Source organism: Nocardiopsis synnemataformans (assembly GCF_965343085.1).
Lineage (GTDB): Bacteria > Actinomycetota > Actinomycetes > Streptosporangiales > Streptosporangiaceae > Nocardiopsis > Nocardiopsis alborubida.
This window is the reverse complement of sequence record NZ_CBDRFA010000015.1, coordinates 40,664-65,301: the sequence shown is the minus strand read 5'-3', so window position 1 is coordinate 65,301 and position 24,638 is coordinate 40,664. Positions and strand designations below refer to the sequence as shown.

Here is a 24,638-nt window from a genome sequence, read left to right as displayed (position 1 = left end):
CCCACCCTCATGCTGGGCAACCACGCGACACGACGCCGGAGAGGAACTTATCCATTACTTACCGCCATAACCTGCGTGTTTATGATCGTCTCGCCGCGCACGGTCCAGCCGAGCACGGCGCAGCCGCGCAGGGTGACCCGCTCCGCACCGCACGGGAGTGACGTCCGGGACGGCCTGACGAAAGCGGCCGATAACCGGAGAAAGCAGGAGAAGAGCAACGCCAGAGAAAAACCGGCCGGAAAGACTCGGAAATGCACAGAGCGCATCATCGAATCACCAGCACCGTGGCGGTCCTGGGAGAGCTCGCGGTCACTGACGGAAACCGCGTCCTCGAACTGGGCGCGCCCCGGCAGCGCGCCGTACTCGCCGCCCTGGCCCTCAACGCCAACCAGTCCCTGACCACGCAGCGCATCATCGGCATGGTCTGGGGCGCGACGCACCCCGCCTACGCCGCCAACCTCGTCCACAAGTACGTCTCCGGCCTGCGCCGGGCCCTGGCCGAACTGTCCCCGCACCAGCGGGTCAGCATCGAGAGCGGCGGCGGGGGCTACCGCCTGGCGGCCAGGCTCGACCAGGTGGACATGTCCCTGTTCCACGCCCACGTCGACGCCGCGCGCGGCCTGCGCGAACGCGGTGAGCACGAGCGCGCGGCGAAGATGTTCGGGGAGGCGCTGCTCCTGTGGCGGGGTCCCCTGCTGGGCGAGCTGCCCGGCATCGCCTTCGACGACGAGCGCGAGTTCATGGAGACCGTGCGCCTGGTGGTACTGGAGGAGTACGCCACACTGAGCATCGCGGTCGACCGCCACAACGAGGTGGTGGGACTCCTGCGCGAGACCCTGCGCGACCATCCCCTGGAGGAGAACCTGGCCAGGCTGCTGATCCTGGCCCTGTACAAGTCGGGCCACACGGCTGAGGCGATCCGCGTGTACCAGCGCCTGTCCACGCGCATGCTGGGCGAGCTGAACATGCCGCCCCGCCCGGAGCTGAACGACATGTACAAGGCGATCCGGCGCCACGAGCCGATCCCGACCACGCTCGTCTGACCCTCGTCCCCCGCCCGGCCCCGCACCCGCCGAGCACCCCGCACCGCTGTCCCGCCCGCACCACGCGTACGCGGCGCCCCCCACGCCGGGCCCCGGCCCGCCCGGCGCGGGGCACACCGACACTCCTGCGGCACGCACCCGACGCACTCCGGCCGCGACGGTCGCGGCACCGCCGACAGCGGTCGGCCCCGCCCGGGAGGTTCCCGGACGGGGTCAGCACCGCGGGGCGGTCACACCCCCGCGCGCACCCTGCCGCGCCCGTCCCGCTCCGCGGCGGGTTCGGGCTCGTCCTCGTCACCGCCCTCGGAGATGCCGATCCGGTCGTGCAGCCAGCGCAGCGGCCGGGGCAGCCACCAGTTGGCCCCGCCCAGCAGGCGCATCGTGGCGGGCACCATGACCGCGCGGACCAGGGTGGCGTCCACGAACACCGCGATGGCCAGACCGATGCCGATGATCTTCAGGAAGAGCAGGTCCGAGGTGCCCATGGCCAGGAGCACCACCATCAACAGGATGGCCGCGCTGGTGATGATCTGGCCGGTGTGCTGGAGCCCCGCCGCCACCGAGCGCGTGTTGTCGCCGGTGCGCAGGTACTCCTCGCGCACCCGGCTGAGCAGGAACAGCTCGTAGTCCATCGCCAGGCCGAAGGCCACGACGATGATCAGCACCAGGTAGGTGGGGTCGATGGTGCCCACCGCCTCGAACCCGAGCAGCCCGGAGAAGGCGCCCTCCTGGAAGCCCCAGACCACCACGCCCAGGGAGGCGCCCAGGGACAGCGCCCCCATGAGCACCGCCTTGATCGGCAGGACGATCGAACCGAAGGCGAGGAAGAGCAGGAGCAGAGTCGCCACGGCGACGAAGCCCACGGTCATGGGCGCCGCGTCGACGATCGCCGCCACGTTGTCCTGCTGCATGGCGGCCACGCCGCCGACCAGGGTCTCCTCCGCGCCCTCCGGGGCCGGTTCGGCGCGCACGTCGCGCACCAGCTGGGCGGTCTCCGGGGAGTCGGGATCGCCCTCGTAGGCGACCACGACGTGGGCGATCCCGTCGCCGGTGCGCTCCACCGTGGCGGACGCGGCCTCCTCCAGGCCCTCCAGGCGCTCGGCGTACTCCTCCAGGGCCCCGTCGGAGGCGTCACCGACCACCGCGACCTGGAGCGTGCCCAGGCCGCCCGCGGGGAAGTCGTCGGAGAGCGCCTCCGTGGCGGTCCGGCTCTCGGAGTCGGCGGGCAGGTAGCGCTGGTCGGTGGAGCCGAGTTCGGTGGAGGCCAGGCCGGAGCTGAAGACCAGCAGGACGCCGCCGACCGCGACCAGGGACACGGCGGGGCCGCGCATGACGGTGCGGGCCAGGCGCCACCAGGCCCCCTCGTGCACGGCGCCGGTGACGGTGCGGCGGGGCAGCGGCAGCCGGAGTCGGTTGATCCGGTGGCCGACCACGGACATCAGCGCGGGCAGGAAGACCAGTGCGGCCAGCAGGTCGAACACCACGACGGCGATACCGCCCCAGCCGATCGACTGGAGGATGGGCTGGGGGAAGAAGAGCAGGCCCGCGAAGGCGATGCCGACGGTGATGCCGGAGAAGGCCACGGTGCGCCCGGCGGTGTCCACGGTGCGGCTCACGGCGTCGACGATGCCGCGGCCACGCCGCAGTTCCTCGCGGAAGCGGCTGACCATGAACAGGCCGTAGTCGATGGCCAGCCCCAGGCCCAGGATGGTGGCGACGTTGATCGCGAACACCGACACGTCGGTGACGTGGGTCAGGGCCCGCAGCAGGGTCAGCGAGCCCAGGATGGCCAGGCCGCCGACGGCGAGCGGGATCAGGCCCGCGACGAGGCCGCCGAAGATCAGGACCAGGAGGAACAGCAGGATCGGCAGGGTGATGAGCTCGGCGCGCACGACGTCGCTCTCGGCTCTCTCCGCCAGTTCGCTCTCGACCGCCACCGAGCCGCCCAGGTGGACCTCCAGGCTGCTGGAGGACAGGTGGTCGGCGACCTCCTCGTACTGGTGGAGGCGGTCGGCGTGGGTCTCCCCGCTGAGGGTCACGGGGATGTAGGTGGCGCGCATGTCCTCAGCCACGAGCATGCCGCGCCCGGTCTCGCCGAGGTCCTCGTCGAGGTAGGTGTCGAAGTCGGCGACCACGTCCTCGGGCATGCCGTCGGCGACACGCTCGATCGCCGCGGCGAAGGTGGGGTTGTCCACCTGGATCTCGTCGCTGCGGTAGACCGCGACGACGTCGACGCCGTCGTGGCCCAGCTCCTCCTCCAGGACGCGCGTGGCCCGCGCGGACTCCGAGTCGGGGTCCTCGAACCCGCTCTCGCTGACGTCGGAGAAGACCCCCGAGCCCCAGACCCCGGAGAAGACCGCGAAGAGCGCGGTGGCGGCGAGGACCGCCCAACGGAAGCGGTGGACCCCCCGTCCGAGCCGACCGAAAAGCCCCGTGTGTGTCGGCATACGCCGCCCCTTCAGGAAACAGACTTCATGTCCGTTAACACCGTTTGCTAACGGCGTTCACTAAAGCGTGCGGGCGTTACGATGTCAATGTCGCCGACAAGGACCACAGCGCCCCGACCGGGCGCCTGAGACGGGGTGTAGCGCAGCAGATGACGAAACCGCAGCTGGACCGGGGGGCCGGGAGGCCGAGCCGCCGCGAGCGTGTGCGCGAGGCCACACTGGCGGAGATCAAGGGGATCGCCCGCCGCCATCTGGTCGAGCAGGGGGCCGCGGGGGTGTCCCTGCGCGCCATCGCGCGGGAGATGGGCATGACCGCACCGGGGCTGTACCGCTACGTCTCGGGGATCGACTCGCTGCTGGCACTGATCACCGCGGACATGTTCCAGGAGCTGGGCGACGCGGTGGCCGCCGCCGACGCGAGCGTGCCCGCCGAGGACACCGACCTGCGCATCCTCACCTCGCTGCGCGCCTTCCGGGCCTGGGCGATCGGGCACCGGGCCGAGTTCGCCACCATGTTCGGCCCGCGCGTACGCCTGATCCCCAAGGAGGACATCGCGCTCGCGATGGACACCAGTCGGCGCTTCGGCGCGACCTTCTACGCCCTCTTCGACCGTTTGCTGTTGGAGGAGCGGTTCGTACTGCCCGACGGGGACCGCATCACCCCGGAGCTGGCCCGTGAGCTGCGCACCTTCGCCGACACCTGCGGCTTCTCCGCGCCGCACATCCCGGTGGAGGCGATCATGGTGCTCAGCACGTGCTGGGTGCGCCTGTACGGGGTCGTGTGCATGGAGGTGTTCGAGCACCTGGACTTCGTGATGCACGACATGGAACCGCTCTTCGAGTCCGAGCTTCAGAGCATGCTGACAGGCCTGGGGGTCCACTACCGGCCGCCGGAGAGCAGTACCCCGACGGCCACGGGTACGTCCGGTTAAGCCCCATACTGGAGTTCTGCGACTCTTGCCGGATTCGCCCCAGGCGGAGACGACCCACCCCGGCACGCGGCGGCACGATAGCGAGGACTGACCCCGTGGAGAACCCATCCGGCGGTGAGCGGCCCGGAGACGAGACCCCCCGACCCGAGCGGCCCGATACCGGAGACGCCGTCGGCGGCCCCGGTGCCGAGGAGCCCGTCGGACCCGGACACGGAGCGGACGGGCGTGGACCCGGCGAGACGGAGCGGACGCGGGGCGACGCGCCCTCCGTACCCGCTCCCCCCTTCCCCGGGCAGACACAGGCCGGACCGGCCGCGGGCGCCCCGCCGTACCGCCCCGCTCCCCCCTTCCCGGGGCGGACACAGGTCGGTGCGCCCCACCACCCCACTCCTCCCGTCGCCCCGTACGGCCGTTCCGTCCCCCCGGGCGCCGGGTACGGCCCGCCCGTTCCGGGCCCCGTCCCCGCGCCGCACCCGTGGCAGGCACCGGCAGCCCAGGCGCAGCCCCACCCCTTCGCCCTCCCGCCCGGCGGCTACCCCGTCGCCCACCCGGGGACCGGTTGGCAGCAGCCCGCGCAGCCCTGGCCGCATCCGCCGGAGCGGCCCTCGCGCCGCGGCGCGAGCGTCCTGCTCGGTTCGGCGGGTGCGGCCGTGATCGCCCTCGTGGCGCTGGCCGCGAGCATCCTCATCGTCGCCACCACCCCCCAGGAGGAGCCCCAGCCCACCGGCGTCGACCTGTCCGCCCACTACGACGACCGCCTCAGGGCACGGCCCAACCAGGTGGAGGTCGACGCCGTCGACCATCCCCTCTACGACGTCGCCATGCCCGAGCCGGTCGACTGCGACGTCCCCGAACTGGACATGGCCTCCGACGAGTCCTGGGAGGAGTTCGCGGCCGTCTCCGGGGACTGCCTGAACACGCTGTGGGCACCGGTGTTCGAGGACCTGGGCCTGTCCGTGGAGCTCCCCGAGTTCGCCGTCACCCGGGTCTCGCCCGACTCCCCCGACGCCGGCCCCGAGGAGGGGTACACGCTCGCCTACTACGAGAGCGACCTGAGCCGCATCACCATCGTGCTGCCCAACGTGCGCCACCTGGGCGCCCTGCTCCCCCCGGGCCAGCGCGAGGAGGTCTGGCTCGCCCTGATGGGCCACGAGTACGGCCACCACGTGCAGTACGCCACCGGCATCCTGGGCATCGCGCACGGCATGACTTGGAAGGCCGAGGACGAGCAGGCCGAGCTGGAGGCCCTGCGCCGCACCGAACTCCAGGCCGAGTGCATGGCCGGGGTGGGCCTGCGCGGGATCACCGGCGCCGACGAGGAGGCGCTGCGGACGGCCAACGAGCACTTCAACGGAGGCGGCGACCTCGACACGCACGGCAGCGCCAGCAACCGGGCGTTCTGGCTGGAGCAGGGCTGGTCGCAGGCGACCGTGGAGGGCTGCAACACCTACGACGCCGCCATCGACCAGGTCGCCTGACGTGTCACCGACCGCCCCTTCGCCACAGTTCAGGAGCCTTGCGTCACACCAGCGACGGTTCCGGCCAGTCCACATCCGGCACCTACTGGCGGACGCTCCAAGACAGGGCGGTCAGCCGCCGACGACCCTGCGGTAGGCCTCCCAGCCGTGGAGCTTGACCCGCTCGCCCCGGTCCAGCTCCACGGCCTGGTCGGCCTCGGCGGTGTCGATGCGCAGCCAGTCCTCGTAGTCGCTGTGGGACACCCCGCGCTCGTCCAGCACGGCCTCCAGGGACACCAGTTCCGGGGCCGCCGCGCGCAGCTCCCCGGCGTCCTCCAGCAGGGCGCGCACGGTCGCGGCGGCGTCGGACTTGTTGGTGCCGATCACCCCGGTGGCGCCCCGCTTGATCCATCCGGCCACGTAGTCCCCCCGGACCACGCCGCCGTCGGCGTCCAGGACGCGCCCGCCCTCCTGGGGGACGGTACGCCCCCGGGCGTCGAAGGGCACCCCGGGCAGCGGGACGCCCGCGTACCCCACCGAGCGCAGCACCATCCCGGCGGGCAGGTCGCTGGTCCGGCCGGTCCCGGTCAGACGTCCGTCGGCGTCCAGGCGGGTCTCCTCCACCCGCACGCCGCTCACGCGCCCCTCCTCCCGGCCGAGGACCTCCACGGGCCGGGCCCAGAAGTGCAGCCGCACGGTGCGGTCCCTCCCCTGGGGCTCGCGGGAGGCGTGTTCGGCCAGGAGCCGCAGGTTGGTGCGGGCGGCCCTGGCGACGTCGCGCAGCTCGTGGGCACCAGTGCCCACGGCGGTGGGGTCGATGTCGACCTGTTCGGGGCGCACGACGACGTCGGCGCCGGGCAGCGCGAGCAGGTCGCGCAGCTCGGGTGCGGTGAACTTGGCCTGGAGGGGGCCGCGCCGCGACAGCAGGTGGACGGTGCGCACGCGGCTGGCGGCGAGCACGTCCAGGACCGGCTGGGGGATGTCGGTGTGGCGGAGCTCGTCCGCGGTCTTGGCCAGGATGCGCACCACGTCCAGGGCGACGTTGCCCGCCCCGACCACGACGGCCTCCTCGGCGTCGAGCACGAACCGCTCCAGGGCGGTGTCGGGGTGCCCGCAGTACCAGTTGACGAAGTCGGTGGCGGCGACGCTACCGGGCAGGTCCTCCCCCGGCACGTCCATGCGGCGGTCGACGCTGGCGCCGGTGGCGTAGACGACGGCGTGGTGGGTGCGGGCCAGGTCGGCGCGGGTGAGGTCGGCGCCGAACTCGACTCCGCCGACGAAGCGCACGTCGGGGTGCTCCAGAACCCTGCGCAGCGCCCGGGCCACACCCTTGATCTTGGTGTGGTCGGGGGCCACTCCGTAGCGCACCAGCCCGTAGGGCGTGGGCAGGCGGTCCATGACGTCGACCCGGACGGGCACGCGCCGCTGCCGGGTCAGGGCGTCGGCGGCGTAGACGCCCGCCGGGCCGGAGCCGATCACGGCCACCCGGAGCGGTGCGGCGGTGCTGTGCTGCTCAGGTTCGGAGGAGCTCATGCGCCCATTCTGGCAGCCCGGGAACGTCCCCCGGGCTGCCTGGGACGCGTGTGCTCAGGCGGTCTCGTCGGCCAGTTCGCCGGCGGACTTGGCGCCGTCGGTGTGCCGGGAGACCGTCTCGGTGAGGCTGCGGGACAGCTCCTGGGGGGTCAGGCCCTGCTCGCGCAGGATGTCGTCGCGCTTGGCGTGGTCCAGGAACTCCTGCGCGATGCCGAACGTGCGCACCGGGACGTCGACGTCGCGGTCGCGCAGCAGGCGGGCCACGGCGTCACCGACCGCGCCGGTGCGGCCGTTGTCCTCGATGACCGCGACGACGCTGTGCTCGGCGGCCTCGGCGACCAGGGCCTCGTCCAGCGGCTTGACCCACAGGGGGTCGACGACGGTGACGCCCAGGCCCTGGGCGGCCATCCGGTCGGCGACCTCGCAGGCGACCTGGGCCATGGTGCCCACGCCCACGATGAGCAGGTCCTTGGAGTTGCCGCCGTCGGCGGCGCGGCGGAGCAGGTCCATGGAGCCGACCTTGCCCACGGCGTCCAGCTGCTCGGCGACCGCACCCTTGGGGTAGCGCACGACGGTGGGCGCGTCCTCGACGGCGACGGCCTCGCGCACCAGGGTGCGCAGGCGCTCGGCGTCGCGGGGCGCGGCCAGGCGCAGGCCCGGGACCACCTGGAGGATGGACATGTCCCACATGCCGTTGTGGCTGGCGCCGTCGTTGCCGGTGATCCCGGCGCGGTCCAGGCAGAAGGTGACGCCCTGGCGGTGCAGGGCGGCGTCCATGAGCACCTGGTCGAAACAGCGGTTGAGGAAGGTGGCGTAGACGGCCACGACCGGGTGCAGGCCGTTCATGGCCATGCCGGTGGCCGATGTGGCGGCGTGCTGCTCGGCGATGCCCACGTCGAAGGTGCGCTCGGGGTAGGCCTCGGCGAACTTGTTGAGGCCGGTGGGGTGGAGCATGGCGGCGGTGATGGCCACCACGTCGGGGCGCTCGGCGCCGATCTCCACCATGGTGTCGGCGAAGACCGAGGTCCACTTGACGGCCTTGGAGCCGGGCTTGGCCTGGCCGGTGGCCACGTCGAAGGGACCCGGGGCGTGGAACTGGTCCTCGTCGTGGTTCTCGGCCGGGGCGTAGCCCTTGCCCTTCTGGGTGATGCAGTGGACGATCGCCGGGCCGCCGAAGTCGCGGGCGCGGCGCAGCGCCTTCTCCAGGGCCTGCTCGTCGTGGCCGTCGATGGGACCGAGGTACTTCAGGCCCAGGTCCTCGAACATCATCTGCGGCTGGATGGCGTCCTTGAGGCCCTTCTTGATGCCGTGCAGCGCCTCGTAGAGGGGCTGGCCGACCACGGGCGTGCGGTTGAGGGTGGTCTTGGCCAGGTCCAGGGCCTGCTCGTAGCCGGGGGCCATGCGCAGGGAGGCGAGGTGGTCGGCCAGACCGCCCATGGTGGGCGAGTAGGAGCGGCCGTTGTCGTTGACCACGACGACCAGGCGCCGGTCCCGGCGCTCGGCGATGTTGTTGAGCGCCTCCCAGGCCATGCCGCCGGTGAGGGCGCCGTCGCCGATGACGGCGACCACGGTGCGGTCCGTGCGGCCCTGCACCTCGTTGGCCTTGGCCATGCCGTCGGCGTAGGACAGCGCGGTGGAGGCGTGGGAGTTCTCGACGAAGTCGTGCTCGGACTCGGCGCGGGAGGGGTACCCGGACAGGCCGCCCTCGGACTTGAGGTTGGTGAAGTCGTGGCGGCCGGTGAGGATCTTGTGCGCGTAGGCCTGGTGCCCGGTGTCGAAGATGACGGGGTCCTTCGGGGAGTCGAAGACCCGGTGCAGCGCGATGGTCAGCTCGACGACGCCGAGGCTGGGGCCCAGGTGCCCGCCGGTCTGGGAGCAGGAGTCGACCAGGAAGTCCCGGATCTCCTGTGCCAGCGCAGGGAGCTGGTCGGCCGGAAGCCTCTTGAGCGCTTCCGGATTGTGTATCGACTCGAACAGTGCCACTGTCTCGTCAGTCCCCTCGTCCCGCGTGTCCGTTGAGTTTGCCGTTCCGGGCCCCTGACGTGGGCCGGGCTTGGCTACCGGCAGGTATGCATACCCGAGTTTATGGGCGTACGTCCACGGGTCCTACCCAACCCCGCGTGGGAGCGGCCCCTGGCGCGCCCACGCCGTCCGGTTACCGGGTTTTCGCGTACATTACTCGGTCCCCGAAGCGGTATCGCCCCTGGCCGCGCGTCATCCCAGCGCGGCCTGGGCGAGCAGGCCCAGCGCGGAGACCGACACCACCGCCAACAGGACCACGCGCAGCCATCCGGCGTCGACCCGGCGGCGCAGCACGGTTCCGACGAGGAATCCCGCGACGACGAAGGGGATCGCGCAGGCCCCGACGGCGGCGGTCCGAACGTCCATCTGGCCGCCCAGGACGAGGGCGGTCAGGGAGACCGCGCCGCCCAGGAGGAAGAACGCGGCCAGGGTGGCGCGGACCCGGGCGGGCTCCTCGTACTGGTAGAGCAATGCCATGGGCGGGCCGCCGATCGAGGTGGCGGTGCCGGTGAGCCCGGACAGGGTCCCCGCCGCCACGAGGGAGACCGGGGTGATGCGCACCCGCAGGGACCAGACCGAGAGGACGACGGCCACCAGCACCATCGCCCCGACCGCGCCGGCGAGGGCGCGGGGCTCCAGGGCGGCCACCACCCACACGCCCAGGACGGTCCCGGGCAGGCGCGCGGGCAGCCCCCAGGCGATGCCGCGCCAGTCCACGTGCCGCCACTCCTGGAGGAGCGTGAGCCCGGGCAGGACGATCACGGCGACCAGGAGCGCCCCCGGCACGAGGGTGGGGTCCAGGAAGGACAGGACGGGCGCGGCGACCAGCCCGAGGCCGAGGCCGACGGTGCTCTGCACCGCGGCCCCGACGACGACGGCGACCACCGCGGCGACGACGAACGCCACCACGTCGGTGGGGGCGAGCAGGCCGTGGCCGCTGGGTGCGAGGAAGGAGGCGGCGGAGAGTTCTACGGGCACGACGTGCGACGCTACATCCCCACCGTCCCGACCGGGTTCAAGAGGTAGGAAGGTGGGACGATCGCGCGGGCTCGGCGGCCGTTCAGTTCCCGGGGATGGGGAGTTGACGTAGAACGCACAGCGGTGGTGCGCCGCAGGGGGCTGGTGTAGAGCGTCCCTGTGTCAGCAAGTTCATGGGGTTGTGGGTCCGGTCTCCAGCCGCGCTTCGTCGCGGGGGTTGAGGGGGAACTTTCAGTGGTGCCCCGCCCCAGGGGGCGTCCCTTTTCAGGCGACCTCAACCAGGCACCCGTAGAGCCCGAGCTGACACTGCACCCAGCATCAGCCTGGGCTCTACGCGCGCATGGTTGCATGGTTGCGCTTCGTGAGAGCCCGACCCCCTTCGGCGCGCCACCGCCGCACGCCCTGCACCGACCCCAACGGCGCGCGGGCAACGGGCACAGCGGGCAGCGCGAAGGCCCGGCCCGGCGCCTGGGGCGCCGGACCGGGCGGGAGGGGGCGGGAACGGCGGGGAGTGGGCGCCGTCCGCCGCCCGGGGATGGCTCGCGTCGCCGCGCCGGTCAGGCGCCTCCCCTGGCGTGGGTCTTGCGGCCCCGGCGGGAGACGGAGTCCAGGATGACCGCGACCAGCAGGACGGCGGCGGTGATCATGAACCGGACCGAGGTGTCCATCTGCAACAGCAGCAGGCCGGAGGTGATCGCGCCCAGGACCAGGCCGCCGAGCAGGGCGGAGTAGGCGTTGCCGCGCCCGCCGAAGAGGCTGGTGCCGCCGATGACCGCGGCGGCGATGGCCATCATCAGCTCCTCGCCGCCGCCGGTGGCCACGCTCGCCGCGAAGTTGCGCGAGGTCAGCATAATCCCGCCCAGGGCGGCCAGGACGGAGGCGATCCCGAACACCGAGATGCGGATCATGTCCACGTTGATGCCGGCGCGGCGCGCCGCCTCGGCGTTGCCGCCGACGGCGTAGACCATGCGGCCGTAGCGGGTCTTGCGCAGGACCAGGTCGAGCACGACCACGAAGCCCACGAAGATCAGGAAGGCCAGCGGCACGCCCTTGTACTGGTTGAGCACCCACACGGCGACGAGGATCGGCACGAACAGCAGGGCCGCCCGGAAGAGGATCTCGGTCCAGGGCTTGTAGGGCAGGTTCGCCTGGCGCCTGCGCCGCTCCGCCGCCGCCACGGAGACCACGTACAGGACGACGGCCAGGACGGCGAGCGCCCAGCCCACCACCGGGACGAAGAAGGTCTGCGTCAGCAGCGAGATCGGCCCGCTCGGGCTGGTGTTGATGGTGCCGTCGGCGCCCATCAGGTACAGGTGCAGGCCCTGCCAGCCCAGCAGGCCGGCGAGGGTGACCACGAAGGCCGGTACCCCGAGTTTGGCGAAGACGACGCCGTGGATCAGGCCCACCACGAGGCCGACGACGAGGGCCGCGCCGATCGCGATCCACTCCGAGACGCCCTGTTTGACGGCCAGCACGCCCAGGACCGCGGCGGCGAGTCCGGCGACCGAGCCGATGGACAGGTCGATCTCGCCGAGCAGCAGGACCATGATCACGCCGGTGGTCATCAGGCCGATGGCGGCGATCTGCACGGTGAGGTTGGACAGGTTCTGCGGCGACAGGAACCGGTCGTTGGCCGACTGGAAGACGACGGCGATGAGGATCAGGCCGATGACCACGGGGATCGGACCCAGTTCGCCGCCGCGCAGGTTGCGGCGCAGGGCGTCGAGCCAGCCCTTGGGCGAGGCCGCCGTGGTCAGCAGGCGCGGGTCGCGCTTGGACTCGGCGGAGCCGCCCGCACCCGTGGCGGGTGCCTTGGAGACGGGGATCTGCTGGGTCATCACTTGTCCTCCGTGGCCAGGGCCGAGGCGCCGGTGCGCTCGGAGCGGCGGCTGACCGGGTTGTCGGCGGCACCGGTGATGGCGGCCACGATCTCCTCGTAGCTGGTCTCCGCGACGGGGAAGTTCCCGGCGTTGCGACCCAGGCGCAGGACCACGGCGCGGTCGGCCACCGCGCGCACGTCGGCCATGTTGTGGCTGATCAGCAGCACACCCAGGCCCTGGTCGCGCAGGCGCTCGATGAGGTCGAGGACCTGGGCGGTCTGGGCGACGCCCAGGGCGGCGGTGGGCTCGTCGAGCATCACCACGCGCGGCTTGCCCAGGAGGGAGCGGGCGATGGCGATGATCTGGCGCTGGCCTCCGGAGAGGGAGGCCACCGGGACGCGCAGGCTGGGGATCCGCACGGACAGCGAGTCCAGCAGCTCCATGGCCCGGCCCTCCATCTCGACCTCGTCGAGGGTGCCGGGGAAGTGCAGTTTCTCGTTGCCCAGGAAGAGGTTGCCGACGATGTCCAGGTTGTCGCACAGGGCGAGGTCCTGGTAGATGGTGGCGATCCCCAGGCGCTGGGCGTCGGAGGGGGCGTTGATGCTGACCGGCTTGCCGTCCCAGGTGATGACACCGCCGCTGTCGGCGGGGTGGGCTCCGGAGATGACCTTGACCAGCGTGGACTTGCCGGCGCCGTTGTCACCGAGCAGGGCGACGACCTCGCCCTCGCCGACGTGGAAGTCGACGTCGCTCAGGGCGCGGACCGCACCGAAGGTCTTGGAGATCCCGGACAGTTCCAGGACTGGTGTGCTCATGCGTTCGCTTCTCTTCTCTCGCCCTGGCCCGGGACGGCGGGCGGCGGGGCGCCCGCCCGTCCCGGGTCTGGGACGTCCGCACCGGCTCTACAGGGCTTCCTGGCAGAAGTCCGTGTCGGCGTAGTCGTCGGTGCAGATCTCCTCGATGCTGTAGATCCCGTCCGAGACGACCGTGTCGCTGACGTTCTCCGCGGTGACCGCGATCGGCTCCAGCAGGACGGCGGGGACGGTCTCGCCGCCTCCGTCCTCGACCTCGGTGAGCGTGTGCTCGCCCAGCTCGGGGTCCTCACCGGTGGCCAGGCCGACGGCCATGGCGGCGGCGACCTGGGCCTCGGGCTGGATGGCCTTGTAGACGGTCATGTACTGCTCACCGGCGATGATGCGCTGGATACCCGCGAGCTCGGCGTCCTGTCCGGTCACCGGGGGCAGGTCCGCCACGTCCACGCCCGCGCTGCGCAGGGCGGAGATGACACCGGAGGCGATGCCGTCGTTGGCGGCGTAGACGCCGGTGATCTCGTCCAGGCCCAGGGAGGTGATGGCGCCCTCCATCTGGGCGTTGGCCTCGTCCGGTGACCACTCCGGGGTGTCGAACTCCTGGCCGATCTCGATCTGGTCCTCGAAGGCGCCCATGGCCCCGGCCTTGAAGCTGGCGGCGTTGGGGTCGGTGGGCGAGCCGTGCATGACGACGATCGAGCCGTCACCGGTGGTGCCCTCCTCCTCCAGGGCCTCCAGCAGCGACTCGGCCTGGACCTGGCCGACGCGGTTGTTGTCGAAGGAGACGTACATGTCCGCGCCGCCCTCGGCGAGGCGGTCGTAGGCGACCACGGGCACGCCCTGGGACCTGGCCTCGTTGACCGTTCCGGCCGCGGCGGCGGCGTCCACCGGGTCCAGGACGAGCACGTCCACACCGTCGGTCAGCATGGCCTGGGCCTGGGTCTGCTGCTCACTCACGGACTGGTCCGCGTTGGCGTAGGAGATCTCGCAGTTGGGGCACAGCTCGTTGATCGCCTCCTCGAAGAAGGGGCGGTCGAAGGCCTCGTAGCGGGCCGTGTGGAGGTCGGGCAGGAGCAGCCCGACGTGGAAGCCCTCCTCCACGGTGTGGGTCTCCTGCTCGGCCTCGCCACCGGTGGTCGTGAGCGAGCCACAACCGGAGACGAGGAGGGCGAGAGCGGCTCCCGCGGCGGCGAAGCCGACGGCCGTGTGCCGCGGTGTGAAGCGTCGTGCGTTCAACGCTAGGTACCTCTCATGACGGGGGATGCGGACGGTGGAACTCGCGAGTGGTGGAGTGAAGTCAAACCCCGCCGCTACCTTGTCGTCAACTCCTGAACACATAACCGAAACATCACGGGCCTTGCGTTCAGGGTGTGAAACCATGAAAAACCCAGGCCAGAGCGGCGTTCTGGACGTGTGAGCTCACGTGAAGGAGTTTCGGTTTTTACCGAACGACGGCCCGCTCCGGCACTGACCTCGGTGTTCGTCGCCCTGTCAGCCTACGTGCGAACCCCGTTCAACGAAGGACCCGCCCACCGCCCGACCTGCTACGGGCCCCTCCGGAGGCCCACGCGCCCCCGCAGCGGGAACGCGGTGCGACCGCGCGGCGCTTCCCCGTCACCGGTCGCACAAGAAATCAGGTTTCGGACTGTTAGTTCGTCTGCTGGGCGGCCATGCGCAGCGCCCCGTACAGCGAGGCGTCCCTGCCCAGCACGCTCGGCAGCAGTTCGAGCCGCTCCAGGGCACTGCCCAGCGAACCCAGCTCCATCGACCGGCGCATCGGCTCCAGCAGCAGGTCACCGGCCTCGGCCAGGTCACCGCCCACGACGACCCGGTCCGGGTTGAACAGGTTGGCCACGATCGCGGTGCCCTGGCCCAGCGCGGTGCCCGCCTCGGCGATGATGCGGCGGCTGCCGGGGTCGCCCTCCAGCGCCGCGGCCACCATGTCCGGGATCCGGGCGGGGCCGGGGCCGCGCGCCACGTCGGTGTTCTGCGGCAGCATGTCCAGCAGGTAGCTCGCGCCGACGAAGGTCTCCAGGCAGCCCCGGTTGCCGCACCGGCACACGTGCCCGCGCGGGTCCAGCGCGATGTGCCCGATCTCCCCGGCCGTGCCGCCCGCGCCGCGGAAGAGCTGGCCCGACATCATGATGCCCGCGCCCACGCCGTCGCTGATGACCAGGTGGACCACGTGCTCGGCGCCCACGCCCGCGCCCCGGTGCTGTTCGGCCAGGACCGCGAGGTTGGCGTCGTTCTCGGCCAGCACCTCCAGGCCCAGCCGCTCGGTCAGCGCCTTGGCGGGGCGGAAACCCGCCCAGCGGGTCAGGCAGGAGATGCCGCCGACCTCGCCGGTGCCGGGGTCGATCGGCCCCGGGATGGAGGCCACCACGGAGGAGACGGTGCCCCGGTCGACCCGGCTGCGCAGCAGGATGGTCTCGGCCAGCCAGGCGGCGCGGCGCACCCCGCGCTCGGCGTCGGAGGCCACGTCGTAGCCGATCTCCTCGCGGGCCAGCATGTTGCCGTCGCTGTCGCCCACCGCGACGCGGACGCTGTCGGCGGTGAAGTCCACGGCCACGACCGCGCCGGGCTGGCGCACGAGGGTGATCGCCTTGGCCCGGCGGCCGTTGGAGGAGGTGTCGCGCACCAGGACCGTCCCGGCGGCGCGCAGGCCGCGGACGATGTTGGAGACGCTGGCCGCGGACAGGCCGGTGGCCCGGGCCAGCTCGGCCTGGGTGCGGGTGCCCTCGCTGCGCAGCACGTCCACGACCCGCCGCTCGTTGGCCCGGCGCAGGGCTGACTGTGATCCCGGTGTCGCGGCGGCCTCGGTCACCAGGTGCCCTCCCCCTGCTTTCGTGGCCGAGTTTCGGCACTGTTGCGAGGAATGCTACAAGCAATGAACGCAAGCTGGAACTTCGCATCCGCCGCGTTAGGGTCCGAAGGTGAGCAGAGCACGCATCAGCACCGCCGAGCCCGGGTGGGCCGACCTCCTGGCCCGGGCGGTCCCCCCGCCCGCCCGGGCCTCGGGCCGAACACGCGCCGTGGCGGTCGAGGGCCGCTCGGGCGCGGGCAAGAGCACGGTGGCCGACGCGCTGCGCGCGGCCCTGGTCCGGCGGGGCGAGGCCGCCGCCGTGCTGACCATGGAGGACCTCTATCCGGGCTGGCGTGGCCTGGACGAGGGCTCCGAGCTGCTGCGCGGGCGGGTCCTGGCCCCGCTCGCGCGCGGGGAGCGGGCGGCCTGGCGGCGCTACGACTGGGAGCGGGGGGCGTTCGCGCGGGAGTGGACGGCGCTGCCCGGTGACGTGGCGGCGGGCGGGGTCCTCGTGGTGGAGGGCTGCGGCTCCGGCGCCGCCGCCGTGCGCGGCCTGCTGGACCTGCTGGTGTGGGTGGACGCTCCCGACGGTGAGCGCACACGGCGGTTGGACGGCCGGTGGGACGCGTCCGTCTACGCGCCGCACCGGCAGGCGTGGGCGGAGCAGGAGGAGGCGTTCCACCGGCGCGACCGGCCCCGGGAGCACGCCGACGTGGTGGTCGCCAACCCCGCCCGGTGACCGGCCGCCGGTCCGCACGGGACGCGGCGCGGGTCAGCGCCGCCCGCAGATCTCCCTGGCCCTGCGCAGGTCGTCCTGGATACGGGCGACGCCCGACGTCAGCTGCGGCAGCTGCGCCGCCGCGCCGTTGAGCTCGTGGGAGCGCTGGTTGCGCCGGGCCACGCCGCCGGAGACGACCCGCACGGTCACCTCCAGGGCGATCGCCCCGACCAGGCCGAACACGCCCACGGACATGAGCAGGCCCGCGATCCCCTCCATGCCGCTGCCCGTCGCCATCCCGGCGAGCAGACCGGCGGGGATGCCGAAGATGGCGAACCGGCAGATCCGCAGGCCCAGGAGCAACTGCTCCTGGAGCCTCACCCCGCGGCGCAGGTCGGCGTGGTCGGTGCTGACCTTGTTGTGCCGGGTCTCCCAGCTCCGCCGCTGCTCGGCCAGAGACCGCATGGTCGACAGGGCGCCGTAGACCACGGCAGCGTAACCGGCGCTGACGGGCACCGGCGCCCCCTCGACGCGGCTCCAGAGGATCGACACCCACTCCCCCAGGCCCGTGTCACCGCCGTCGCCGGGCGGCACCAGGCGCTCGGGGCGCAGCAGGAAGGCCAGGATGAGGGCCGCGCTCACGCTGACGCGCGCCGCGCGCCAGCCCTCCAGTTCGCCGGTGAGCTGCTCCTGGAAGTCGTTGGCGGCCCGCTCGGCCTCGTCGAGCTGCTCGGCGAGGCGCATCAGGTCGGCGGAGTCGGCGCCGTGGTGGGCGCCCATGGTCCTGAGCACGCTCGGGCGGGCCATCAGGACCATCTCGTTGGCCTTGGGCGCACCGGTCAGCAGGGGGCGCGGGTCGTCGAACATCTCGCCCAGCTCGGCCACGGTGGCGCCCCGGCCGCGGAAGATCGGCGGCAGGTCGGGGCGCAGCTGCGAGACGAACGAGGCCAGCGCAAGGTTGGCGTCGTTGTTGACGTGTCCCCGGAACAGGGACCGGTCCACCGTGGTGTCGCCGAGGTCGTTGACGAGCCAGGCGCCCAGGGCCGCCCGTTCGGCCGGGTCGCTGAAGACCTGGACGGCCGCGCTCCAGTTCTGCTGCATGGCCTCGGCCAGGTCGCCCGGGTCGGTGAACCGGATGCCGTGGAAGTGGTACGGGGGCACGCCCGACCGGTACGGCGGCGAGGTGTGGAGGCCGCTGGCCGGACCCGCCCCGGACAGCGAGGGGTAGGGCGGCGGCGTGTGGACACCGTTCACCGCGCCCGCGTCGGAGGGCGGGGAGTAGGGCGGCGGAGTCGTGGAGTACGACGGCGCGGACGGCGGCGCCAGACCGGCCGCGGCGGCGCCCGGGGCCATCTGCGTGTAGGCGCGTGTCGCGTCCACCCGCGGAGAGTCCGCGGGAGCGACCCGGGTCGGGTCCACCGGGGCCGGGGGAGCCACTCGGGTGGGATGGGTCCGCGGGTGCTCGTCGGGGGCGACCCGGGTGGGGTCCGTCTCCACCCGGGTGCGTACGTCGGGCGGGGGCAGGACCCGGGTGCCGCCGTCGCCCGACCGCGCCGGGGCCGCCGAGCGCGCGGCCGTGCCGTCGGCGGGTGCGGAGACCAGCTGGTTGAGCAGGGTGGTGGCGTCGGGACGCCGGTCGGGGTCCTTGTCCAGGCAGGCGCGGACGATCCCGGCCAGCGGTTCGGTGAGGGGGCCGAGGTCGGGCTCGCCGCCCAGGATGCGGGCGATGCGGGAGGCCTGGGTGGGACCGGGGAAGGCCTCGTGCCCGGTGGCCGCGTAGACCATCACCGAGCCCCAGGAGAAGATGTCCACCGCCGAGGTCAGCCGCATGCCCTCCAGCTGCTCGGGCGCCATGTACCCGATCGTGCCCACCACACCGCTGGCGGTGACCGAGGTGGTCTCGACCGCGCGGGCGATACCGAAGTCGATCACCCGCGGGCCGTCCGCGGCCAGCATGATGTTGTCGGGTTTGAGGTCGCGGTGCACGACCCCGGCCGCGTGGATCGCGGCCAGCGCGGTGGCCGTGGAGATGGCCAGGCGGTGCAGTTCGACGCCGCCGCGCGGGCCTTGGGTGGCCACGGCGCGCTGGAGCGTGGGGCCGTCGATGAACTCGGTGGCGATCCACGGCTCGGCGGCCCCGGGGTCGGCGTCCAGGATCGCGGCGATGCAGAAGCCGCTCACCCGCCGGGCCTGCTCGACCTCGGTGCTGAAGCGGCGGCGCATCTCCGGATCCCCCGCCCAGCTGGCGTGCAGGATCTTAACCGCGGCGCGGCCGCCGTCGGGGTCCTCTCCGAGGAACACCTCGCCGAAACCGCCGCGCCCCAGCGACCGCACCAGCCGGTAGTTCCCCGCCGTGCGGCCGGGGGGCTGGCCCGCCCCGCCGTCACCCTTCTGGACGTGCTGGTCCTCCACCAGGCCACCCCGTATCCGTCGTCATCGCTTCCCCCGGTGGGCCCATGACGGGCCCGTGGGAACTATAGCCACGTTTCGGTCGGCCCGGACCCGGGGACATGGGTGGGCACCGAAGTCCCGTTCCCTGTGGTCCGATGCCGTGCGGGGACGAAACGTTCTCTCCCCGTGCCCGTCCGAATACCCGCCCGCGTCACGGCCGGGCCGTCAGAGGTCGCGCTCCCGGGGCCGGTGGTCGCCGCGCTGGACGCGCTGGACGAGGTCGTCGGTGAGCGTGCCGTAGCCGGTGGCGGCCCACACGCTCTCCTCGGCGGGCACCTCGTAGTAGGGCACCGTGTCGCCGCCGTGCTCGGCGGGCAGGACGACGGGGCGCACCCGGTCTCGGACGGCCCTGACGCAGTCGGGGCACAGCGGGACGCGGATGGTGCGCGTGCCGCCGAACTCCCGCCAGGGCGTCACCTTGGTGTTCGTGCCGTGCAGCGGGTTGGCGTAGCAGTGGCGGCGCCGGACGGCGGAGCGCGAGCCCTTGGCCGTGCTCTCCAGCGCGTCCTCGGCGATGTCGAGCAGCACGAGCACGCCCACGGCGTCGGGCAGGGTGGCTCCCTCCGCGGCCATCCGGTCGTGGACCGCGGCGGCCGCGGAGCGGGCGTCCAGGGCGCGCTGGAGGCTCTGCCCCGACCTGGCGCCCGTCCCCGAGCCCGCGTCCATGCGGCTCAGGCGCTCGCCCACCTCGATGAGGTCGCGCTCGCCCTGTTCGACCAGGGAGTCCAACTGGGCGCGGTCGGCGTTGTCGAAGGCCGCGTGCTGGGTGATCGAGGCCGCCCTGCTCCTGCCCCGGCGCGCGGTGAGGCGGTTGCGCACGAGCAGCGCCAGCACGAGCGCGAGCAGGACCGCGACCGCGGCCCCGACCGCGAGCAGCGGGCCGGACCCCGTCTCCGAAGCCGCCCCCTGCCCTGTGTCGGCCTCCTGCCCGACATTCGCGCCCGGGTCCGTGATCTGGGGGTTGGCCTCCTCGTAGGCCTGGAGGGCCGCCTCGTAGGCCGCTCGGGGGTCGTCGGACAGCGCGGCCTCCACGGCCGCGTCGGCCTGCTGGAGCATGGAGCCGTCGAAGTCCGTCTCGTAGGAGGCGGCCAGGGCCCCGTGGTGCGCGGGTGCCGCGTCCTGGGCACCGGGACCGAAGTCCGCCCCGTGGTACCCCGACACCTCGTCGTAGGCCAGGTAGTGCCCCTCGCCGCCGCCCCTGCGGTCGTGCACGACCGACACGAGCGTGGCCGCGTCCCCGTCCCAGGCGTCGCCGTCCGTCAAAGGCACCGCGATCACGTACAGGTCCAGGTCGGAGGACTCGATGACCCCGGCGACGCGCTCCTGGTCCCCGGCCGGGAAGGCGGACTCGTAGGCGGGGTCGACGTAGACCGGCGACCCCTCCAGCGCGTCGGCGATGGCCTGGGTGCGGTCCCCCTGGCCCTGCGTGTCCGGGCCCTGCGTGTCCGGGCCCTGCGCGTTCAGGTCCTGGGCCAGGGCACCGGTCGCGGGGCACAGGAGCAGCACGGCGCAGGACGCGGCCAGCGCCCGCGCCGCGTACCGGGCCAGCGGGGAATCAGCGGGCATCGATCTCCTCCAGGAGCCTCTCGGCCATGCGCGCGGGATTCTCGGCCCCGAAGCGGTACCGGACCCACGCGCGTTCGTTCATCGACAGGTGGTCCCGCCGCGTCCCCCCGCCGTCGCGCACGCGCAGCACGGCGACCGTGCGCTGCTGCTCGGTCAGGTCGGCGCACGCCCGGCACACGGGGAACAGACCCCGCCGCTCCCGCGGACCGGTGCGCCTGAACGCCGAGGCGGGCCCGTGCAGGGGGTTGACCATGCACGGCGAGACGTCCACGGACCCGGGGTCCTCCAGCGCGGCGTGCGCCCTGCGGGAGACGACCGCCACGCCGACCAGGTCGAGGTCGTCGGGGTCGGCGTCCATGACCATCAGCGCCGCCTCGACCGGGGGCATCATCGAGCCCGGGAGGCGCTCGACCCGGTCGGAGGAGACCAGGGTGGCCAGCCGCGCGCGCTCGCGCTCGGCGGTGCGGCGCAGGGCGCGCGGGGAGGGCTGGCGTCCGCGCATCCCGCGCGAAGCCCGCACCAGGGCCGCCGTTCCCAGCACCGCGCCCAGCAGGATCGCGCCGAGCATGGGGCCCAGGAACAGCGCCCCGGCCCAGAAGTCCTCCCAGAAGCGCGCCGTACGCGGTTCGGGAACGGTCACCGAGGTGTCCGGAGGCAGCGGGTTCCCCGCCTCCGGGTCGCGCGGGAGCTGCTCGATCGCGTCCAGCAGCAGGCCGAGCTCCTGCGCAGGGGTCGTGGCACCGCCCTCGTCCAGTGCCCGGCCCAGGTAGTAGGACTCCAGGCCGGCCCCGAAGGCGAGCACGGTCGTCTCGGGTGTCCCCTCGTAGGCCTCCTGGGTGATGACGGCGTAGACGCCGTCCTCGCCCAGGACGTGGTGCATCGCGTGCGCGAACCGGCCCGGTTCGCCCTCGCTCTCGTCGCTGTCGGCCATCGGGAGGACGACCGCGTACACCGGGACGGAGGACCGCTCCGCGCGCTCGGCGGCCTCAGTGAGCCCCTCACGGGGCAGCGGGCTCAGGGGGTCCACGTAGAGGGAGCCGTCGCCGAGCCCGTCCACCACCCGTTCCACGCGCACGGTGGAGGGCACGTAGGGCGGCTCCGACCGGGCCTGTTCCAGGGGGTCGGGGAGCTCGTTCGCGTCCAGGGGCACGCTGTCCATGTAGTACAGGGCCCCGGCCACACCGGCGGCGGGCAGGGCCAGCCCGAACACCGCGGCGACGGTGACCGCGGCGACCGTGCCGCCTCCCCTGCGGCGCGTCCGCCACACGTGGAAGAGGGACAGGGTGAGCAGTGCGCCGCTCACGGTGCTGACCAGGAAGCCCAGGTTGCTGGGCCCGACCGACCTGGTCGGGTCCAGGTCCGCCAGGAACTCCTCCCAGGCCGTGGGCGTCCGGTAGGCGTCCTGCTCGGAGGAGTACTCCTGCCGGAGGCGGTCGGCCGTGGCCTGCGCGTCCGGGTCGGCCAGGGCCAGCGCGAAGGCGTCGGCGACCTCGTCGAGGGGGGTGCCGTAGTAGTCCAGAACGGGGGCGTAGCGGACCGCGTCGGAGGCGGCCTCCACCGGGAGGTCGACGCCCGCGGCCTGGGCCAGGGGAACGCTGTCGGGCTGCAGGAGGACGTAGAGGCCGTCCGCACCGACGCGGTCGACCAGGGAGGGCAGCATGTCCCCTCCCCACTGCGGCTCCGTGCCGGGGAAGGGGCTGGCGACGACGTGGTAGGGCACGTCCAGTCCGCCGAAGGAGTCGTGGAGGCCGGCCTCCAGCTCCTCCAGGTCGTACCGGCCGGCCAGGGCGTCGTCCACGACCACGGCGGCGCCCTCGGGCTGCTCGGCCAGCAGGGCCGCGTAGTGCTCCGCGGGGGTCGCGTGCTCCTCGTGGATCCCGGCTTCGGGCTCGGGCTGCGCCGAGGAGGGGGTGGTTGCGCCGAGGACCGGGAGGAGGATCAGCAGCACCGGGAGGGCGGCGGCCGAAATGAGCCGGAAGCGGGGGCTGGTGGGGCCGGGCATGCGGTGAGCATAACGGAGGTTTACGGACATCAGCCGGGGTGGGGCCCGTCCGCGGCCCGGACGCGGAGGGGGCGGGAGACCCGGGAGAGCCCGTCCCGCCCGTGATCCGGCCACCGCGCCCGGCGGCTTCCGTACGCTCCGCACACGCTTTTTTGCTGAATGTCCCGATTTTGGAGTTTAGTCAGCTTTCTGGTGTTCCCCCTTGGCCTGCTCGGCCGCAGGCTGGGAAGCGGGGAGAACGCCCGGTGGTTCCACGCGCTTTCGCACCTCGCGGACAGCGTCGACCTGAGACCGCCCGCACGGCGTCGGAGTCCCCGCACCAAGCCACGAAGGGAAACCCACTGTCATGCAGAAGAAGACCCTGCGCCGCATCGCGATCACGGCCGTCGCCGCACCCGCTCTGGCGTTCGGGGCTCCGGCCCTGGCCTCGGCGGACGCGTACTACGAGGTGGAGTCCAGCGGCGCCAACTCCAGCGGGGCCTACCACTACGAGCTCGAGGCCTTCGCTGGTGACGGCCACTCCTGGTTCGAGGAGTCCTTCAACGTCGCCGGTGAGGGCGGCGCCTACTCCTCCAGCACGGAGAGCGGCGCCGGCTAGGGTCGCCGACTCCCGAGGACGGCTCCCGGTGCCGCACGGCGGCACCGGGAGTTCGCGTGTCCGGAGCGGAGCGGGCGCGACGACGCCCGGGACGGTCCGCCCCGGACACGGGGGGTCACGTGGGGTCGCGGTGGAGGTGAGATGTCCGGGATTTACCCTCCACCGCCGCCGCGGGCCCCCCTCCCGCCACTTTCACGGGCGCTCCCGGACATCCTGCCGTGCGGAACCCGGGCCACCACGCGGATGCCGCCGCCGCCCCGGCTCCCCGGCGGCGCTTCGCGCGCACCCGGGGCCCGACATCTCGATTTTGGTGTTTACGCAGGTCCCTGGTGTTCCCTCTTGGGCTGCTCCGGCGTCAGGATGAACAAAGGAGACAAAAGGCACAAAGAGGACGCAGTCGGGCGGTGTCACGCGCCCAGCGATGCGCCGAGAGCGCGTCTGGAGGCGACCACACCCGCACGGCCGCTCCCCGACCCGAGCTTCGAAGGGAACCCACCACCATGCAGAGGAAGACCCTGCGCCGCTTCGCGTTCACCGTCGTCGCCGCACCCGTCCTGGCGCTCGGGGCCCCGGCCCTGGCCTCGGCGGACAGCTACTACTCGTCCAGCTGGTCGGGAGCCGGTGACGACGGGGCGTACAGCTACGTGGTCAAGTCCGGCTCCGGCCACGGCCACCACCACGGCCACTCCTGGTACTACCACTCCTGGTCGCACGCCGGCCCCCACGGGGCGTACCACTCCAGCGTCAGCAGCGGCAGCCACTGACACACCGAACGCGAGGGACGACTCCCGGCGCCGCACGGCGGCACCGGGAGTCCGCGTGTCCGGGCGTGGAGCGGACGCCTCGGTGTCCGGGACGGTCCGCCCCGGACACGGCCCGGTCCCCCCACCGCCTCCGCGGCGGTGGGGGGACCGGGCTCAGCGCGGGGCCGGACCCTGCGTCGTGTCAGCCGGTCGGGTTCTCCCTGCCGGGCCCGACGAAGGCCTTGAAGCGCTTCATGTCGCCCTTGGCACGGGTCTTGACCAGGCCGAGCTTGTCGCCGAGCTGCTCGACCACGCCCTCCGGGACGGTCTTGAGCTGGAGGGTGATCCTGCTGCTGGTGTCGGACAGGCGGTGGAAGGTCACCACCCCGGCGTGGGTCGTGCCGTCCGTGGTCTTCCAGGCGATCCGCTCCCCGGGGACCTGTTCGGTGACCACGGCCTCGAAGTCCCTCTTCTGGCCGCCGATCTCGATGGTCCAGAGCATGTGCCCGTCACCGGTGCGGACGACCTTGTCGACCCCCTCCATGAAGGCGGGGAACTCCTCGAACCTCGTCCACTGGGCGTAGGCGGCGGTGACCGGGACGTCGACCTCCACCGTCTCGATGATCTCTGACATTGATCCGGTTCCTTCGCCGTAGCTTGCGTTCGTTCCCTACCGGTGCCGCTACCCGACCCGACACGGGCAAACCACGCTGGCT

The 24,638-nt window shown here is 72.8% G+C and carries 18 protein-coding genes; 6 read left to right on the top strand and 12 right to left on the bottom strand.

The window, feature by feature from the left end:
* The first annotated feature begins 251 nt into the window (after positions 1-251).
* Positions 252-1,043: an AfsR/SARP family transcriptional regulator gene (locus tag ACSIH6_RS11240; protein WP_435108188.1), complete on the top strand. Its 792-nt coding sequence runs from the start codon at positions 252-254 to the stop codon at positions 1,041-1,043.
* 230 nt (positions 1,044-1,273) lie between these two features.
* On the opposite strand, the gene ACSIH6_RS11235 is transcribed toward ACSIH6_RS11240, so the two are convergent.
* Positions 1,274-3,490, bottom strand: a complete 2,217-nt coding sequence (locus ACSIH6_RS11235) for an MMPL family transporter (protein WP_435108187.1) — start codon at positions 3,488-3,490, stop codon at positions 1,274-1,276.
* Between the two features lie 149 nt (positions 3,491-3,639).
* Here ACSIH6_RS11235 and ACSIH6_RS11230 point away from each other — a divergent pair, with 149 nt between their 5' ends.
* Both ACSIH6_RS11230 and ACSIH6_RS11225 read left to right on the top strand, forming a co-directional pair.
* Positions 3,640-4,422 (top strand): TetR/AcrR family transcriptional regulator, encoded by a 783-nt coding sequence (locus tag ACSIH6_RS11230; RefSeq protein WP_435108186.1) that lies wholly within the window; start codon positions 3,640-3,642, stop codon positions 4,420-4,422.
* A 95-nt stretch (positions 4,423-4,517) separates the two neighbouring features.
* Positions 4,518-5,900, top strand: coding sequence for a neutral zinc metallopeptidase (locus ACSIH6_RS11225; RefSeq protein WP_435108185.1), 1,383 nt, complete (start codon positions 4,518-4,520; stop codon positions 5,898-5,900).
* Between the two features lie 111 nt (positions 5,901-6,011).
* On the opposite strand, the gene ACSIH6_RS11220 is transcribed toward ACSIH6_RS11225, so the two are convergent.
* From ACSIH6_RS11220 to ACSIH6_RS11190, 7 genes are all read right to left on the bottom strand, one after another.
* Positions 6,012-7,412, bottom strand: coding sequence for an FAD-dependent oxidoreductase (locus ACSIH6_RS11220; protein ID WP_435108184.1), 1,401 nt, complete (start codon positions 7,410-7,412; stop codon positions 6,012-6,014).
* Positions 7,413-7,466: 54 nt separating this feature from the next.
* Positions 7,467-9,395 (bottom strand): 1-deoxy-D-xylulose-5-phosphate synthase, encoded by a 1,929-nt coding sequence (gene dxs / locus ACSIH6_RS11215; RefSeq protein WP_435108183.1) that lies wholly within the window; start codon positions 9,393-9,395, stop codon positions 7,467-7,469.
* 231 nt (positions 9,396-9,626) lie between these two features.
* Positions 9,627-10,412 (bottom strand): sulfite exporter TauE/SafE family protein, encoded by a 786-nt coding sequence (locus tag ACSIH6_RS11210; protein ID WP_435108182.1) that lies wholly within the window; start codon positions 10,410-10,412, stop codon positions 9,627-9,629.
* 557 nt (positions 10,413-10,969) lie between these two features.
* Complete coding sequence (locus ACSIH6_RS11205) at positions 10,970-12,250, bottom strand: sugar ABC transporter permease (protein WP_435108181.1); 1,281 nt, start codon at positions 12,248-12,250, stop codon at positions 10,970-10,972.
* A complete protein-coding gene (locus tag ACSIH6_RS11200; protein WP_013153870.1) occupies positions 12,250-13,047 on the bottom strand; it encodes an ATP-binding cassette domain-containing protein in 798 nt (265 codons plus the stop codon). The genes ACSIH6_RS11205 and ACSIH6_RS11200 overlap by 1 nt, the downstream gene beginning before the upstream one ends.
* 87 nt (positions 13,048-13,134) lie before the next feature.
* Entirely contained in the window at positions 13,135-14,277 is a 1,143-nt protein-coding gene (locus tag ACSIH6_RS11195; protein ID WP_435108180.1) for an ABC transporter substrate-binding protein, read from the bottom strand.
* Between the two features lie 412 nt (positions 14,278-14,689).
* Positions 14,690-15,865, bottom strand: coding sequence for an ROK family transcriptional regulator (locus ACSIH6_RS11190; protein WP_435108179.1), 1,176 nt, complete (start codon positions 15,863-15,865; stop codon positions 14,690-14,692).
* Between the two features lie 109 nt (positions 15,866-15,974).
* Here ACSIH6_RS11190 and ACSIH6_RS11185 point away from each other — a divergent pair, with 109 nt between their 5' ends.
* A complete protein-coding gene (locus tag ACSIH6_RS11185; protein WP_435108178.1) occupies positions 15,975-16,583 on the top strand; it encodes a uridine kinase family protein in 609 nt (202 codons plus the stop codon).
* Positions 16,584-16,616: 33 nt separating this feature from the next.
* Here the strand turns inward: ACSIH6_RS11185 and ACSIH6_RS11180 are convergent, their stop codons facing one another.
* The 3 genes from ACSIH6_RS11180 to ACSIH6_RS11170 form a co-directional block, all read right to left on the bottom strand.
* Positions 16,617-18,974, bottom strand: a complete 2,358-nt coding sequence (locus ACSIH6_RS11180) for a serine/threonine protein kinase (protein ID WP_435108177.1) — start codon at positions 18,972-18,974, stop codon at positions 16,617-16,619.
* A 204-nt stretch (positions 18,975-19,178) separates the two neighbouring features.
* Entirely contained in the window at positions 19,179-20,579 is a 1,401-nt protein-coding gene (locus ACSIH6_RS11175) for a hypothetical protein (RefSeq protein WP_435108176.1), read from the bottom strand.
* Complete coding sequence (locus ACSIH6_RS11170; protein ID WP_435108175.1) at positions 20,569-22,581, bottom strand: hypothetical protein; 2,013 nt, start codon at positions 22,579-22,581, stop codon at positions 20,569-20,571. The genes ACSIH6_RS11175 and ACSIH6_RS11170 overlap by 11 nt, the downstream gene beginning before the upstream one ends.
* Before the next feature lie 346 nt (positions 22,582-22,927).
* Between ACSIH6_RS11170 and ACSIH6_RS11165 the strand changes: the two genes are divergently transcribed.
* Positions 22,928-23,179, top strand: coding sequence for a hypothetical protein (locus ACSIH6_RS11165; RefSeq protein ID WP_435108174.1), 252 nt, complete (start codon positions 22,928-22,930; stop codon positions 23,177-23,179).
* A 500-nt stretch (positions 23,180-23,679) separates the two neighbouring features.
* Positions 23,680-23,943, top strand: a complete 264-nt coding sequence (locus ACSIH6_RS11160) for a hypothetical protein (protein ID WP_435108173.1) — start codon at positions 23,680-23,682, stop codon at positions 23,941-23,943.
* Between the two features lie 181 nt (positions 23,944-24,124).
* Here ACSIH6_RS11160 and ACSIH6_RS11155 read toward each other — a convergent pair whose 3' ends face one another.
* Positions 24,125-24,556: an SRPBCC family protein gene (locus ACSIH6_RS11155; protein ID WP_435108172.1), complete on the bottom strand. Its 432-nt coding sequence runs from the start codon at positions 24,554-24,556 to the stop codon at positions 24,125-24,127.
* Positions 24,557-24,638 lie beyond the last annotated feature (82 nt).

What these genes read in the sequence shown, in the direction of transcription:
- ACSIH6_RS11240 (WP_435108188.1), top strand. Translation starts at nt 252, where the DNA reads ATGCACAGAGCGCATCATCGAATCACCAGCACCGTGGCGGTCCTGGGA.
- ACSIH6_RS11235 (WP_435108187.1), bottom strand. Translation starts at nt 3,490, where the DNA reads ATGCCGACACACACGGGGCTTTTCGGTCGGCTCGGACGGGGGGTCCAC.
- ACSIH6_RS11230 (WP_435108186.1), top strand. Translation starts at nt 3,640, where the DNA reads ATGACGAAACCGCAGCTGGACCGGGGGGCCGGGAGGCCGAGCCGCCGC.
- ACSIH6_RS11220 (WP_435108184.1), bottom strand. Translation starts at nt 7,412, where the DNA reads ATGAGCTCCTCCGAACCTGAGCAGCACAGCACCGCCGCACCGCTCCGG.
- ACSIH6_RS11205 (WP_435108181.1), bottom strand. Translation starts at nt 12,250, where the DNA reads ATGACCCAGCAGATCCCCGTCTCCAAGGCACCCGCCACGGGTGCGGGC.
- ACSIH6_RS11200 (WP_013153870.1), bottom strand. Translation starts at nt 13,047, where the DNA reads ATGAGCACACCAGTCCTGGAACTGTCCGGGATCTCCAAGACCTTCGGT.
- ACSIH6_RS11175 (WP_435108176.1), bottom strand. Translation starts at nt 20,579, where the DNA reads ATGCCCGCTGATTCCCCGCTGGCCCGGTACGCGGCGCGGGCGCTGGCC.
- ACSIH6_RS11170 (WP_435108175.1), bottom strand. Translation starts at nt 22,581, where the DNA reads ATGCCCGGCCCCACCAGCCCCCGCTTCCGGCTCATTTCGGCCGCCGCC.
- ACSIH6_RS11165 (WP_435108174.1), top strand. Translation starts at nt 22,928, where the DNA reads ATGCAGAAGAAGACCCTGCGCCGCATCGCGATCACGGCCGTCGCCGCA.
- ACSIH6_RS11160 (WP_435108173.1), top strand. Translation starts at nt 23,680, where the DNA reads ATGCAGAGGAAGACCCTGCGCCGCTTCGCGTTCACCGTCGTCGCCGCA.
- ACSIH6_RS11155 (WP_435108172.1), bottom strand. Translation starts at nt 24,556, where the DNA reads ATGTCAGAGATCATCGAGACGGTGGAGGTCGACGTCCCGGTCACCGCC.